Origin of the sequence: Stenotrophomonas sp. UBA7606 (assembly GCF_002477705.1) — a bacterium.
Taxonomy (GTDB): Bacteria; Pseudomonadota; Gammaproteobacteria; order Xanthomonadales; family Xanthomonadaceae; genus Stenotrophomonas.
This window is the reverse complement of sequence record NZ_DLJW01000002.1, coordinates 114,838-130,446: the sequence shown is the minus strand read 5'-3', so window position 1 is coordinate 130,446 and position 15,609 is coordinate 114,838. Positions and strand designations below refer to the sequence as shown.

At 64.7% G+C, this 15,609-nt stretch carries 10 protein-coding genes; 5 read left to right on the top strand and 5 right to left on the bottom strand.

The annotated features are described in order from the left end of the window. From B2527_RS00695 to B2527_RS00685, 3 genes are all read left to right on the top strand, one after another. Positions 1 to 82: cold-shock protein (locus tag B2527_RS00695; RefSeq protein WP_293705480.1), on the top strand; the 82-nt coding region annotated here is incomplete at its 5' end. A gap of 79 nt (positions 83 to 161) precedes the next feature. Continuing rightward, positions 162 to 1,397 (top strand): FAD-dependent oxidoreductase, encoded by a 1,236-nt coding sequence (locus B2527_RS00690; protein WP_293705468.1) that lies wholly within the window; start codon positions 162 to 164, stop codon positions 1,395 to 1,397. A 58-nt stretch (positions 1,398 to 1,455) separates the two neighbouring features. Then, a complete protein-coding gene (locus tag B2527_RS00685) occupies positions 1,456 to 3,096 on the top strand; it encodes an acyl-CoA dehydrogenase family protein (protein WP_293705466.1) in 1,641 nt (546 codons plus the stop codon). A 112-nt stretch (positions 3,097 to 3,208) separates the two neighbouring features. Here B2527_RS00685 and B2527_RS00680 read toward each other — a convergent pair whose 3' ends face one another. The 4 genes from B2527_RS00680 to B2527_RS00665 form a co-directional block, all read right to left on the bottom strand. Continuing rightward, positions 3,209 to 4,906: a diguanylate cyclase gene (locus B2527_RS00680; protein WP_293705464.1), complete on the bottom strand. Its 1,698-nt coding sequence runs from the start codon at positions 4,904 to 4,906 to the stop codon at positions 3,209 to 3,211. Between the two features lie 163 nt (positions 4,907 to 5,069). Continuing rightward, complete coding sequence (locus B2527_RS00675) at positions 5,070 to 5,465, bottom strand: hypothetical protein (protein ID WP_293705462.1); 396 nt, start codon at positions 5,463 to 5,465, stop codon at positions 5,070 to 5,072. 211 nt (positions 5,466 to 5,676) lie between these two features. Continuing rightward, a complete protein-coding gene (locus B2527_RS00670; protein WP_293705460.1) occupies positions 5,677 to 6,018 on the bottom strand; it encodes a hypothetical protein in 342 nt (113 codons plus the stop codon). Between the two features lie 121 nt (positions 6,019 to 6,139). Then, complete coding sequence (locus B2527_RS00665; RefSeq protein WP_293705458.1) at positions 6,140 to 7,315, bottom strand: thiolase family protein; 1,176 nt, start codon at positions 7,313 to 7,315, stop codon at positions 6,140 to 6,142. Positions 7,316 to 7,490: 175 nt separating this feature from the next. On the opposite strand from B2527_RS00665, the gene B2527_RS00660 reads away from it, so the two are divergent. After that, a complete protein-coding gene (locus B2527_RS00660; RefSeq protein WP_293705456.1) occupies positions 7,491 to 10,316 on the top strand; it encodes a S8 family peptidase in 2,826 nt (941 codons plus the stop codon). A gap of 79 nt (positions 10,317 to 10,395) precedes the next feature. Here the strand turns inward: B2527_RS00660 and B2527_RS00655 are convergent, their stop codons facing one another. Further along, a complete protein-coding gene (locus tag B2527_RS00655) occupies positions 10,396 to 11,493 on the bottom strand; it encodes a Glu/Leu/Phe/Val dehydrogenase dimerization domain-containing protein (RefSeq protein ID WP_293705454.1) in 1,098 nt (365 codons plus the stop codon). Positions 11,494 to 11,797: 304 nt separating this feature from the next. Here B2527_RS00655 and B2527_RS00650 point away from each other — a divergent pair, with 304 nt between their 5' ends. Further along, entirely contained in the window at positions 11,798 to 15,385 is a 3,588-nt protein-coding gene (locus tag B2527_RS00650; RefSeq protein ID WP_293705452.1) for a methylmalonyl-CoA mutase family protein, read from the top strand. The last annotated feature ends 224 nt before the right edge of the window (positions 15,386 to 15,609 follow it).

Below are 15,609 nucleotides of genomic sequence, written 5' to 3'. Positions count from 1 at the left end.
GCAGGAAGGCCAGCGCGTCAGCTATGACGTGACCCAGGGTCCGAAGGGCGCCCAGGCTTCCAATATCACGCCGGCCGAGTGATCCATTCGGTTGTGCAAAAGAACCCCGCTGCGGCGGGGTTTTTTTTTAGCGGGCGTGGACGACAGCCTGGGGGAGTGCAATGAACAAGCCACTGGATATCGCCATCGTCGGCTACGGCACGGCCGGCCAGGCTTTGGCGGTGGCGCTGTCGCGCGATGGCCACCGGGTGCAGGTGTTCGAGCAGGCGGCGGCGCCGGGGCCAGTGGGCGCGGGTTTCCTGCTGCAGCCCAGCGGTCTGCAGGCATTGTGGCAGATGCAACTGTTGCCGCAGGTGCTGGAACACGGTGCGGTGGTGCGCCGGCTGTACGGGGAGACGCCCTGTGGCAGGGCGGTAATGGACATGCGCTATGACGGGCTGGACGCGCGCCTGTGCGGGGTAGGCATGCAGCGTGGGGCGCTGTTCTCGGTACTGGATGCGGCCTGGGAGCCGGCCGGCTGCCTGCATGCCGATCGCCGTATCGTCGCCATCGACGACACGCTGCAGCGCATCCAGGACCAGAACGGCGAATGGCATGGGCCGTTCGACCTGGTGATCGCCAGCGATGGCTCCGCCTCGGCGTTGCGCGCGCAGGTGCGCGGCACCCGTCTGGACCGGGTCTATCCCTGGGGAGCGCTATGGTGCCTGCTGCCGCGTGGTGACTGGGCTCATGTCGACGAGCTGCGCCAGCGCTACGTGGCTGCCCGCAAGATGATCGGCCTGCTGCCGGTGGGCACCCGGCCCGGCGACAACACCCCGCGGCTGAGTTTTTTCTGGAGCCTGCCCCGAGAGGGCTTCCAGGCCTGGGAACAGGCCGGCCTGCAGCCCTGGCTGGAGGAGTTGGCCGGATTGTGGCCGCAGGCCCATCAACGGCTGGGTGGTATCACCCTGCAGTCGCAATTGGCGCGGGCCAGTTACCGGGATGCCGTGATGGATCGCTGGTATCGCGGGCGCCTGGTGTTGGCCGGCGATTCCGCGCATGCGATGAGCCCGCAGCTCGGGCAGGGGGTCAACATGGCCCTGCTGGATGCGTTGGCGCTGCGCGATGCCCTGCGCAGCCAGGACAGCATCGACGCCGCACTGGCCCTTTACCAGGCCACGCGCAGGGCGCATGTGGACGTATACCAGTTCTGGAGCCGCTGGCTGACGCCCATCTTCCAGTCCGACCATGACACCCTGGCCAAGGCGCGTGACCTGCTGTTCAAGCCGATGGGGCGCCTGCCTGGTGGGCGGGGGCACATGCTGCGGGTGTTGAGCGGCACCCAGCGCGGCGTGTTCGGCAAGCTGGCGCTGGAAGAGACGTTCATCAGTGTGCTGGCCGAGGTGGCGCGCCGCTGAGTGGGCACCGACAAAACGCTTGGGGCAGAATCGGGGTGTGCTTCCGGGAGTGACCGTCATGCAGCAGTCGCCAGCGCCGTTCGAGACCCATGTGGTGGACAACCAGCCCACACCTTTCCGCGATCATGACCTGTGGGCCGAAGATCTGGCGCTGCAGGAAGCCGTGCGACGCGAAGGGGCGGCATCCTTCGCCAAGCCGTTGCAGCACTACGGCAAACTCGCCGGTGGCGATCTCTACAGCGCTGGCTTCGATGCCAACCGGCAGCGCCCGCTGCTGCGTACCCACGATGCGCAGGGGCATCGGATCGACACCGTGGATTTCCACCCTGCCTACCACCAGCTGATGGCCACGGCCAAGACCCATGGCGTGGCCGGCTTGTCGTGGCAGTCCGGGCAGCCTGGCGCGCATGTGGCGCGCGCGGCGCTCAGCTATCTGCACCATCAGGCCGAGGCCGGCACCAGTTGTCCGTTGACCATGACGCACGCCGCGGTGCCGGTGCTGCGCCAGGTGCCGGCGCTGGCGGAGTGGGCCGACAAGGCCGCCGCACCGTTCTATGACCCGCGTGACCTGCCCGTCGGCGACAAACCGGGCATCACCGTCGGCATGGGCATGACCGAGAAGCAGGGCGGTTCGGATGTGCGCAGCAATACCACGCGGGCAACACCGTTGGCGGGCGAGGGCGAGTACAGCCTGGTGGGGCACAAGTGGTTTTTCTCCGCGCCGATGTCCGATGGCTGGCTGGTGCTGGCGCAGGCGCCGGCAGGGCTCAGCTGTTTCCTGATGCCACGGCGCTTGGCCTGCGGCCGCCGCAATGCGTTTCACCTGATGCGGCTGAAGGACAAGCTGGGTGACTGGGCCAATGCCTCCAGCGAGGTGGAGTTCTGCGGTGCCTGGGCGCGGCGGGTGGGCGAGGAAGGACGCGGCGTGGCCACCATCATCGAGATGGTGATGCTGACCCGGCTGGATTGCATGCTCGGCGCGGCGGCGCAGATGCGCATGGCGCTGGCCCAGGCACTGCACCACGCACGGCAGCGGCGCAGCTTCGGCAAGCGCCTGGTCGAGCATGCACTGATGGCCAATGTGCTGGCCGATCTGGCAATCGAATCGGAGGCGGCCACGGTATTCGCGCTGCGGGTGGCGCGGGCCGTGGACGCAGCACCGCGCGACCCCGCGGAGGCGGCATTGGCGCGCATCGCCACTGCGCTCGGCAAGTTCTGGGTGTGCAAGCGGGCGCCTGGCTTCGTCAATGAAGCGCAGGAGTGCCTGGGCGGTGCCGGGTATGTGGAAGAGTCGATGCTGCCGCGGCTGTACCGGCAGGCACCGTTGAATTCGATCTGGGAAGGCAGCGGCAACGTGCAATGCCTGGATGTCCTGCGCGCGCTTGCACGCGAGCCGCAGTCGCGGGACGCCCTGTTGGGTGAACTGCAAGGGGCCGCGGGAATGCATGCGGGTTACGACGCCGCCCTGCAGCGGGCCGTCGATGGCCTGGCTGATACCGCGGTTGAAGAGGGACAGGCACGTCGGACCAGTGCGGCATTGGCGGTGCTGTTGCAGGCCGCGATACTGCTACGGGCAGGCAGTCCGTTGGCGCAGGACTTCGTGCAATCACGCCTGCTGCGGGGGCACGCGGTGTACGGCACGCTCGACAAGGGCGCATTGCTGAGCCAAATGATCCAACGGGCGGCAGGGGCTGCGTAATCCGTGCAGCCGGTGGCCATTGTGAGATGCCGGGCATGGTGCTGCCTGAGTGTGGAGCGTGCCGGCGCAGGGTGAGCGTCGTGGCCCCTCGGCGCTATAGGTTGCGGTTCGCTCAGCCCATGCCGTCGAGGTGGGCGTCGAAACCGGCTACCCGGTTGCGGCCATTGCGCTTGGCCCGGTACAGCGCAGCGTCGGCCTTGCGCAGCAGGGTCAGGCCCACGACCCCGTCGGTGGGGTAGGTGGCAAGCCCGATCGAGGCGGTCACCGAAGGTAGCGGCTTGCCGGAGAACGGCACAGCAAGCTGCGATATCGCCAGCCGCAGTTCCTCGGCATAGCGATGCGCATCGGTGCTGTCCGACTCGGGCAGGATCACCGTAAATTCCTCGCCGCCATAGCGGCAGGCGATGTCCTCGCCGCGCAGGCGCGCGCTCAACAGTTGCCCCACCGCCGCCAGCACGGCATCGCCGCCGGCATGGCCGTGGGTATCGTTGAATTGCTTGAAATGGTCCACGTCCAGCATCAATACCGACAGCGGGAAATTGCGCCTGCCGCAGCGGGCGATCTCGCGTGCCAGCGATTCTTCCAGGTAGCGGCGGTTGTACAGGCCGGTGAGTGGATCGCGGATGGATTGCAGACGCAGTGATTCGCGCAGGCGCAGATTGCTCAGCGCCAGCGACAACTGCTCCATCGCCGATTCGGCGACCGCCAGCCGGGGCAATGGCCCGGGGCCAGGGCCGCACAGGAACAGGAAGCCAATCTGCTGCCCCTGTGCCGCCATCGGTATGCAGGCGGTGGCCACGCTTTGTCCTTCGGCGGGGGGGGCGATGTGGGGGCAACTGGCGCCACTGTTCATATCCTCGAGCAGATGCGGTTGGCCACGGCGCAGCGCCCAGCAGTCGCCCGGGGCGAGGAACGCGGTGGTGTCCACCAGCGGCAGGCCCCAGCTGACGATGTTCTCGGCACGATCGTTGGAGGCGCGCAGCAGGTAGATGGAGCCAGCAATGCCAGGTAGCAGTGACTCCAGCGTGCGCGCGCTGATCTCCAGTGCCTCCTCCGGGCTGGCGCAGCTCTGCAGCAGGCCGGTGTAGCGGCCCAGGGTCTGCAGATCGGCACTGGAGCGCTCCAGCTGTGCCAGGTTGTCTGCCAGCTGCAGGCTGGCACTGGCGGCACGGCGCTCGGCGCGGCTGCGGCGACGCAGCTCGGACAACAGAATGCCGTACACCGAGGCCACCACGGCCAGGCCGAAAGGGATGCCGGCAATGGCAAGGCCCAGCAACAGGTCGGCACTGCGCCGTGAACTGGCGGCACGTTCAACCAGCAGGGTGTGTTCTTCCTCGACCATGGTCCGTACCTGCTCACGGATCGCACGGGTGGTGCGGAAGGCGTTCTGGTTGATGGCCGTACGCGCCGCTTCCATGCCCTGGCTGTCGTAGATGTCGACCACATGCTGGATCTGCTGCAGGCGACGATGCACCAGCTCTTCCAGCTTGGCCGCGTTGCGGGTCTGGTCGGGATTGTCGGTGATGGACCTGGACAAGGCGCCCAGCAGCAGCGGCAGGCGCTCCACGCTGAGCTGGTAGTCGATCAGATAGGCCGGGCTGCCGGTAAGCAGATAGCCACGCTCGGCCGATTCGGCATCCAGTACCTGCGATTGGATTTCGTCGATGCGACCGATGACTTCGTGGGTATGGGCGACCAGGCGGGAGTCGGCAATGAAGTGGCGGGTACCCACGAACACACCGATGCCGATGGCGACGAACACCAGGGCAGAGAACACCAGTGCGATTTTACTGCCGGCGGGTTGTTGCATTGCCACCTGATCACGTGATGGATATGGCCGCCAACGCGTTGCCCGCAACACGTTGCCTGCCTGCCGATCCAGGCGCTTGTTGGCCCCCGGTTCCTCGCGGCAACACGCATACTGCATGCAACCACGCAGTCACCTTCATCAAGGTGACTGCGTGGCCAGTCTATCAATGCTTGGCTTCGTTGGCCTTCTGCCGAGCGGCTGCGGCAGCATCTTCCGCCTTGTCGGCTACCTTCTGTGCAGCGTTGGCAGTTGCGGCACTGGCATCGGCCGCGGCTTCCTTGGCCGAAGCGGACGCATCGGCGGCGGCCTCCTTGGTGGCGGCAGCAGCGTTGTCCAGCGCCTGCTGGGATTCTGCAGCCGCTTCGCGGGTGGCCGCGGCGGCCTGGTCACCTGCCTCGCGGGTGGCGTCAGCGGCAGATTCAGCCGCATTGCGGGCGGCGTCGCCAGCATGCTCCGCAGCCGCTGCAGCATCCTGCTTGGCCTGTTCGGCGTTGGGGTCGTTGCAGCCTGCCAGGGCCAGCACCAGACCTGCGGTCAACAGCGGGATATACAGCTTCATTGCGCTCTCCTGATTGAGGTACGCGCACAGCCTAGGTGGCAGCGTATTCAGACCGCGTCAAAAGTGAGAATCCGAGCTGACTGGGCGGCAACAACCGCAGGGTGCTTGTGCAGGCGAGTTCGAACTCTGCCCATGGGGGCGGCGAACGCCAATAAAAAAAGCCGCTGGCGAACCAGCGGCTTTTTCAAGACTAGCTTGGAAGCAGAAGTTATTACTTCTTGGCTTCTTCAGCAGCGTCCTTGGCCTGGCCGGCCACGTCTTCAGCAGCCTTGGCAGCGTCAGCAGCGGCACCGGCAGCGGCGTCGGTGGTGGCAGCAGCAGCGGCGCCAGCAGCTTCGCCAGCGGCGTCAGCAGCGGTGGCGGCGGTGTCGGCAGCAGCCTGGGCAGCGTCGGCGGTAGCAGCACCGGCGGTAGCGGCCTGGTCAGCAGCGACCTGGGCTTCGGCAGCAGCCTGGTTTGCGTCGGCGGCAGCGTCAGCAGCCTGTTCCTGCTTCGAGCAGGCGGCCAGGGCCAGACCCAGGGTCATCGCGATCAGCAGCTTGTTGATGCTCATTAGTGAATCCTCGTCGTGAAATTTGGCAACGCGCCATTGCGCGCCGGGAACATGATGACAAGCCCATTTTGACTGTCAAGCGGTCCCGCATTCAGGTTCAGAAAAATCTTGGATTTTTCAATTAAATCAATTCAATGGCGATAGCGGTCGCTTCGCCGCCGCCGATGCAGAGCGACGCAACGCCACGCTTGAGGCCGCGTGTGCGCAATGCATTTACCAGCGTAACCACCAAGCGGGCACCGGATGCGCCGATCGGATGACCCAGTGCGCAGGCGCCGCCATTGACGTTGACCTTGGCATGCGGAATGCCCAGTTCGCGGATCGGCGCCATCGCCACGACGGCAAATGCTTCATTGATCTCGAACAGGTCCACCTGGTCGATCGACCAGCCGGCCTTCTCCAGAACCTTGGTGATCGCACCGATCGGCGCGGTGGTGAACCACTCCGGCTCCTGCGAGAAGGTGGCATGGGCGGCAATGCGGGCCAGCGGCTGCACGCCGCGGCTGGCGGCGTCCTCGGCCGACAGCAGCACCAGTGCGGCGGCACCATCGGAAATACTGGAGGAACTGGCGGCGGTGACGCTGCCGTCCTTCTTGAAGGCCGGGCGCAGGGTCGGGATCTTGGCGATGTCCGACTTGCCCGGCTGCTCGTCCTGGTTGAACTCGGCCTCGCCCTTGCGCGTGGCAACCTTGATCGCGACGATTTCGTCGTTGAAGGCGCCATTGGCCTGTGCGGCCTGGGCACGGGTCACCGACTCGATGGCGTAGGCATCCTGTTCTTCGCGGGTGAAGCCGAACTTGGCGACGGTGGCTTCGGCAAACACGCCCATGGCCTGGCCGTCGTACGGGTTGGTCAGGCCATCCCATGCCATGTGGTCCACGGCCTGGAAGTTGCCGTAGCGGTTGCCGGTGCGTGAGTTGGGCAGCATGTGCGGGGCGTTGGACATGGACTCCATGCCGCCGGCAACCACGATGCTGGCCGAACCGGCCTTGATCAGGTCATGGCCCAGCATGATGGCCTTCATGCCCGAGCCGCAGACCTTGTTGAGGGTGGTGGCACCGGTACTGGTGGGCAGGCCGGCGGCCAGCGAAGCCTGGCGGGCCGGGGCCTGGCCCAGGTTGGCCGGCAGTACGCAGCCCATGATGACCTCGGATACGTCGGCAGCGGCGATGCCGGATTGCGCGATGGCGGCGCTGATGGCAGTGGCACCCAAGGTGGGAGTGGGGACGCCGTTGAACTGTCCAAGGAAGGAACCGATGGCAGTACGTTTTGCGGCAGCGATGACGATGTCAGACATGGGCAATCTCGGTTATATCTAGCGACGATTATCGGATGTCCACAGGATCCGGCCTATTGGACCAACGGCACATCCCGGGGAGCTCTGCTTGTACCTGCAGTATAGAAGGTGGGGGATCACGGACCGAAGCACGGTAATACCTGAATTGGGGACATGCCACATGGAGAGAAACGGTATGGAAAGCAGGACAGCGGGACGTAATGGATTGGCCAGCGCCCTGGCGCTGGGATTGGTCGCGTGCGGCGGTGGTAGCGGGACCAGATCGGACCCGCCCCCCACCGTCCCGACCACACCACCGGCACCCACCACCCCGCAGCCGGCCTGGGATGCCCACCTGGCATTGACCAATGCAGGTCCGGCCAAGGAAGCAGGCCTGACCGGCAAGGGCTATCGTATCGGCGTGATCGACTCGGGGGTGATGCGCAACCATCCCACCCTGGCCGGTCGTGTGGTGGCCAATTACAACGCGGTCAGCTCGCCGCCCAACAATCTGGCGATCGACGACGTGGTTGGCCATGGCACAACAGTTGCGCAGTTGGCCGCAGGCAATGCCGCCGGCAGCTGGCCGGGCGGGATCGCGCCCGGCGCGGAGATCGTGTCCGTGCGCATCATTGCCGACGAATCGCCCAAGGATGACGGCTCCGGTAACGGCAATGAGGTAACCGGCGCGCTGGGCATGACCGGCATCCACAACCAGCTGATCCACGATGACGTGCGGATCATGAACAACTCCTGGGGCGGCCTGTACTGGACGCGTCCCACGGTGACCGCGCAGATCGCCGCTGAATATCGGCCTTTCATCATCGATCATGATGGGCTGGTGGTGTTTGCCACCGGCAACGAATCCAAGCCCAATCCCTCGGACATGGCGGCCCTTCCCAGCCAGCCGGGGGTGAACGGCAGGCTGGAGGCGGCCGATCTGGAACAGGGCTGGTTGGCGGTGGCGGCCCTGGATACTGCCAAGCCCACCCAGCTGGCGTCCTATTCCAATGCCTGCGGCGTGGCGAAGAACTACTGCCTGGTGGCCCCGGGTACGGTGGCCTTTGTCGGCGAAGAAAGCACGGCTGACAACCTGAAGTACTACTACGGCAGCGGTACTTCCTACGCTGCGCCGCTGGTCTCCGGTGCAGCGGCGGTGGTGTGGGAAGCGTTTCCCTATTTCAACAACGACCTGGTGCGGCAGACCCTGCTGGGTACCGCCACCGATCTGGGTGAGGCCGGGCCGGACGCCGTGTTCGGCTATGGCCTGCTCAACATCGGCAAGGCGATCAAGGGGCCGGCAAAGTTTGATTGGGGTGATGTGGTGGTTGACGTCTCCATCCTGGGGCTGGGCTCGGTATGGAGCAATGACATCTCGGGCGCGGGTGGATTGATCAAACGTGGACGGGGAGCGTTGACCTTATCGGGGAAAAATACCTATTCCGGTGATACGCGAATCGAGCAGGGCAATATCTTTCTGGATGACGGGGCTTCAATCAGGTCCAATGTCAGCATCAACCCCGTGACCTGGCTATCTCCACCCAGCCTGACATTCGTGCGGGACAGTCGGGTGATCGGCAACGTCGACAATGCCGGTATTGTCATCGTGGTTGGTGACAGCGGCACTGCCACCATCCAGGGTAATTACGTGCAGCACGCCGGGGGCAGGATCTATACGTCATTGGGTGCCAATGCACTGCATGTCACTGGTACCGCTTCCCTCGATGGGACCTTGACCTTGGGCAATGCGATCAGCGGTTATGTGCCGCGAGATGGCGTACGTCAGGATCTGGTGCGTGCTGATGGCGGTTTGACAGGGCAGTTCAGTGAGCCCGTGCTCGTGCCCATCAACGTAGGCTTCAGCCTGCTGCAGGCCGATTACGGCTACGACGCCAACACCGTCTGGCTTGATATCGACCGGATCAGCGTGACTTCGGCTGTTGGCAACGCGACCAGTGCCCGCACGATGGCATCGGCTGTGCGCGTGGAGCAGGTTTTCGAACAGCTTGATGGCAACATCGCTGGTCTGAGCGGGAGCTTCGGCGCGGCAGCAGCAGCACTGCAGCAGGTTGATGGCGGCGTGCAGGGCTTGCACCGCAGCTTGGACAGCTTGTCAGGGCAGGCCCATGCCGCTGCTACTGCAATGACCTTCGATACCATCGACATGGGCCGACGCGCATTGTCGGCACAGGTAGCCGAAAGCCGTGCCACTTCGACAGCACAGAGCAGTTGGATGCGTTCGCTGGGAAATGGCGGCCAGGGTAGTTACCTGGGCAGTGATTACAACGTAGGTGGCTGGATGATGGGCAGCCAGACGTTGCTCTCTGGCAACGCCGTGCTGGGTGTCGCGTTCGGCCAAACCCATGCCAACAGCATGGTCGAGGCCAGCCAGGGCCGCAGCCGTGACCGCCAGACCCAGTCGCAGCTGTATGCCGGCTGGTCGTCGGGTGCGGCCTATGTGCTGGGCCAGGCGGGGGTTGGCCAGTACCAGCGCGAGCTGGACCGCGGCCTGTTGCTGGGCAGTGAACGCGCCGGCGTGCATACCCGTTACCGGGGCAATTTCCTGTCCAGCAGCGTGGAGGCGGGCTATCGGCTGGGCCAGGGCAGGGCGCAGCTGACGCCCTACCTGGGCGCGGACTACAGCCGTGTGGCCAGTGACGGCTTCCGCGAGCAGGGTGGCTATGGGTTTGGCCTGCGCGCCGATGACTGGAGCAGCACCCGCGTGCAGGCGCTGGCGGGCGTGCGCGGGCAATACCTGTGGAAGCAGGTGGCGTTCAACGGCTATGCCGAATGGCAGCAGGCGCTGGGCGGCAATGGCCTGAGCCTGGATGCCAGTTTTGTCGGCGTGGATGCCTGGGCACCGATTGCCGGCCTGCAGCCGTCGCGTTCGGGGGGCTTGTTTGGCCTGTCAGTGGACTCGTGGCTGGCGCGCAATACGCGGCTGTCGCTGGGCTACGACCAACGTTTCGGCCCGCGTGGCGACAACCGGCAGGTCTCGCTGCGCCTGCGTCAGGGTTTCTGAGCCGGCGGCCGTTATGGCTGGCTGAAACGCCGAAGGCGGGCGAGAGAATCGCCCGCCTTCGGTGTTCTTGCCGTGCGGCTTATTCGCCGCGCAGGCGGTTCATGCGCGGCACCGAACGGCCCATCGGCATCTTCAGTTTGCCGATGGCTTCCAGCCGGCTTTCGGCGATACGGTCGGCCGCGCGCTGCGGGGAAACGTCGTCGCGTTCGGACTGGTCAAAGATCTTGTCGAGGTTGTGGTAGATGCTGCGGATCAGCCGCATCGCCCGCTCGCGGTTGTAGCCATCGATCTCCAGCGACACGTTCATCACGCCACCGGCGTTGACCGCGTAGTCCGGCGCCCACAGGACGCCGCGCTTGTACAGCTCATCGCCGACCGCATGGCTGGCCAGCTGGTTGTTGGCGGTGCCGCAGATGACCTTGGCCTTGAGCCGCTCCAGCGTGGCCATGTCGATGGCGCCCTCCATCGCGCAGGGCGCGAACACGTCGGCGGCCACGTCATAGATGGCGTCGGGCTTGACCGCCTCGCAGCCGTATTCAGACACGGCCTTCTGTACCAGCACCGGGTCCAGGTCGGTGACGTAGAGCTTGGCGCCGCGCTCGCGCAGCAGCTTCACCAGCTCCATGCCGATATGGCCCAGGCCCTGCACGGCGATGCTGAGCTTGCCGATTTCCTCATGGCCGAACTTGCGCTTGACCGAGGCCATCAGCGCTTGCAACGCGCCATAGGCGGTAAACGGAGCCGGGTCGCCGGAGCCGCCATGGACCTGGTGTACGCCGGTGACATAGCCTGTCTCCAGGTAGATGTTCTCCATGTCGTTGACGTCGGTGCCCACGTCCTCGGCGGTGATGTAGCGGCCGGCGAGGGCTTCCACCTGGCGGCCGAAGGCGCGGAACAGGACTTCGCTCTTGGCAGTCCTGGGGTCGCCGATGATCACCGCCTTGCCGCCGCCCACATTCAGCCCGGCCAGGGCGTTCTTGTAGGTCATGGTGCGGCTCAGGCGCAGCACGTCGCGCAGCGCGTCATCGGTGTTGGCGTAGGGACGCATGCGTACGCCGCCCAGGGCCGGGCCGAGGGTAGTGTTGTGGATGGCAATGATGGCCTTCAGGCCGGCGTCACGGTTCTGGCAGAACAGGACTTGCTCATGGCCGGAGGTCTCGAGGGTGTCGAACAACATGCGGGCTCCGATGGCGTGTTTGCCACAACGTCAGTGATCGTGTGACCAAATGGCTGGCCGGAAAACAAAAAATGCGACTTCGTCGGGGTGGTGACGGGTCGCGGATGCGCCATTCTAATCCATTCCCGGCGAGGGAATGTTCAGGCAGGGGCTATCCGCGGTGGTAGCTCGCTTTGCCGGAAACGGCGTCTGCTGTAGCCATCGATAGCGCAAACCGGCAAAAGGTCACGCTGCGCTGCAACCTGACCTGCAGGGCTGGCGGTTCTATGATCGGTTTCAACAGAAACCGGATGTTGCACGGCCCATGAGTACCCCCGCCTCCCAGCTCCCGCAGGCCCAGCCTGAAACCACCCCGCTGCGCTTTGTCACCGCCGCCAGTCTGTTCGATGGGCATGACGCGGCGATCAACATCATGCGCCGGCTGATCCAGGCGCAGGGTGCGGAGGTGATCCACCTCGGCCACAACCGCAGCGTGGAAGACGTGGTGCGCGCGGCGCTGCAGGAAGATGCCGACGCGATTGCACTGTCGTCCTACCAGGGCGGGCATGTGGAGTACTTCAAGTACATGGTCGACATGCTCAAGGAAAAGGGCGCCGGCCATATCAAGGTGTTCGGCGGTGGTGGCGGCACCATCACGCCGGAGGAAATCCGCGAGCTGCAGGCCTATGGCGTGGAGCGCATCTACCACCCCAACGACGGCATGAAGATGGGCCTGGTGGAGATGATCGAGGATGTGGTGGCGCGCGCGGGTAGCGCGCGGGAGTCGAGAGTCGAGAATGGGGAATGGGAGGCTGCAAGCTCACCCGACATCAATGATGAAATTGGTATTGGGCGCCGGCTTAGCGCATTTGAAAACGGCTCATTCACTGAGATTGAGCTGGAAAAGCTTCGTAAACAGTGGGCCAAGGCGGATACCGACTCCCCATTCCCGAGTCCCCATTCTCGGCGTGCTCCCGTCATCGGCATCACCGGCACCGGTGGCGCGGGCAAGTCGTCGGTAACCGATGAGCTGCTCAACCGCTTCCTGGCCAGTTTCCCGCAGATGCGCATCGCGGTGATCTCGGTTGACCCGACCCGCCGCCGCACCGGTGGCGCGCTGCTCGGTGACCGCATTCGCATGAACTCACTGCGTTCCAGACGCGTCTATATGCGTTCGATGGCGACCCGCCGCCAGCATGCGGCGATCAATACGGTGCTGCGCGACTGCATCGGTTTCCTGAAGTCGCTGCACTTCGATCTGGTGATCGTCGAGACCGCCGGTATTGGTCAGAGCGATTCGGAGATCGTCGATCTGGTCGACTTCCCAATGTATGTGATGACCAGCGATTTCGGCGCGCCCAGCCAGCTGGAAAAGATCGATATGCTCGATTACGCCGAACTGGTGGTATTGAACAAGTTCGACAAGCGCGGTGCCGAAGATGCACTGCGCGATGTACGCAAGCAATGGAAGCGCAACCGCGTCGCCTTCGCCATGAAGGACGAGGACGTACCGGTGTACCCGACCATTGCCAGCCAGTTCAACGATCCGGGCATCAGCTGGATGTTCGCCAACCTGTGCCGACTGCTCAGCGACCGGACCAAGGCCGCGCTGGCGCCGCAGATCGATACCACGCTCAAGGAGCCGCGCGCGACGGTGCTGATCCCCGGCAGCCGCGTGCGCTACCTGGCCGAAATCGCCGAACAGGGCCGCAGCATCAACGCCCGCATCGAGTCACAGGCAGAAGTGGCCGAGCGTGCGCAGAGCCTCTGGCAGGCATTGAAGGAGCTGGGCGATGCCGCCTTGCCGGGTGCGCTGGACCTGTACGCAGGTGATGCGTTGCTCCCCTCTCCCCTCGGGAGAGGGGCAGGGGGAGAGGGTGAGCCCCAGGCAGTGGATCGCTCGCTGCTGATCTTGCGCCAGCGTTACAACGATGCGGTGCAATCGCTGGATTCGGACGCGCTGCGCCTGCTGCGCGAGTGGCCGGCACGGCTGAAGTCGATCACCGAGCCGGTCAACGAATACCAGGTGCGCGGCAAAACCATCCGCGTCGAGAACTACCGCGAGTCGCTGAGCCACCAGCAGATCCCCAAGATCGCCGCACCCACCTATCGCAGCTGGGGCGAGCTGCTGGTCTTCCTGCAGAAGGAAAACCTGCCCGGTTCCTACCCGTACACCGGCGGCGTCTATCCTTATCGCCGCAGCGGCGAAGACCCGATCCGCATGTTTGCCGGTGAGGGCACGCCGGAGCGCACCAACCGCCGCTTCCATTACCTGAGCGTGGGCCAGCCGGCCGCGCGCCTGTCCACCGCGTTCGACAGCGTCACCCTGTATGGCGAAGACCCGGCGCCGCGCCCGGACATCTACGGCAAGATCGGCAATTCCGGCGTCAACATCCCCACGCTGGACGACATGAAGAAGCTGTACTCCGGCTTCGACCTGTGCGCGCCGACCACCTCGGTGTCGATGACCATCAATGGTCCGGCACCGATGATCCTGGCGATGTTCATGAACACTGCCATCGATCAGCAAGTGGAGAAGTACTTGCGCGAAGACCCGGCGCGCTGGGCCGAGGCCGAGCGGAAGATCGCAAAACTGTTCGAAGGCCGCTCGCGTCCGCAGTACCACGGTGAGTTGCCGCCGACCAACAACGGCCTGGGACTGGCCCTGTTGGGTGTCACCGGCGATCAGATGGTGGATGCCGATACCTATGCGCGGATCAAGGCAGAAACCCTGTCCACCGTGCGTGGCACCGTGCAGGCCGACATCCTCAAGGAAGACCAGGCGCAGAACACCTGCATCTTCTCCACCGAGTTCGCGCTGCGGATGATGGGTGATATCCAGCAATACTTCGTCGACCACAAGGTGCGCAATTTCTACTCGGTGTCGATTTCCGGCTATCACATCGCCGAGGCCGGCGCGAACCCGATCAGCCAGTTGGCCTTCACCCTGTCCAATGGCTTCACCATCGTCGAGTACTACCTGGCGCGTGGCATGAAGATCGACGACTTCGCGCCCAACCTGTCGTTCTTCTTCTCCAACGGCATGGACCCGGAGTACACCGTGATCGGCCGCGTTGCCCGCCGCATCTGGGCGCGCGCGATGCGCGAGCGTTACGGTGCCAATGAGCGCAGCCAGATGATGAAGTACCACATCCAGACCTCCGGCCGTTCGCTGCACGCGCAGGAAATCCAGTTCAACGATATCCGCACCACGCTGCAGGCGCTGTATGCGCTGTTCGACAACTGCAACAGCCTGCACACCAATGCCTACGACGAGGCGATCACCACGCCGACGGAGGAAAGCGTGCGCCGCGCGGTGGCGATCCAGATGATCATCAACAAGGAGCTGGGGCTGAACTTCTGCGAGAACCCGTGGCAGGGCAGCTTCATCGTCGACAAGCTCACCGATATCGTCGAGGAGGCGGTGTACAAGGAGTTCGAGGCGATCAGCGAGCGCGGTGGCGTGCTGGGCGCGATGGACACCATGTACCAGCGCGGCAAGATCCAGGAAGAATCGCTGTACTACGAGCACAAGAAGCACGACGGCAGCCTGCCGCTGGTCGGCGTCAACATGTTCCTGCCCAAGGAGCATGCCGGCGAAGTGGCAACCGAGATCGAGCTGATCCGCTCCACCGAGGAAGAGAAGGGCCAGCAGATCGAGAACGTGCACACCTGGCAGCGCAACCGCAATGCGCTGGCGCCGGCGGGGGAGACTTCGCATGCGCATGAGATCGAAGGCGCGGCGGCGGATGGTGAGGTGCACGACGGTCACGGCCTGGGTTACCTGCAGAAGACCGCGCGCGACCGTCGCAATGTCTTCGAAGCGCTGATCGAGGCAGTCAAGACCCACAGCCTCGGCCAGATCAGCCACGCCCTGTACGACGTAGGCGGCGAGTATCGTCGCAATATGTAAGCGCGCCAAAGGCACCGATGTAGTGCCGAGCCATGCTCGGCAAAGGCCTTACAAGAGAATCTCAACATGTAGTGCCGAGCCATGCTCGGCAGAGGCTTTCCCGGTACGTCCCCAGCCGAGCATGGCTCGGCTCTACAGGAGGGGCCGTCGATAAAGCCCCAGCCGAGCATGGCTCGGCTCTACCTGCCTTGCGGTGCGCTGCTACTCTTGGGCCGACTCCCGGT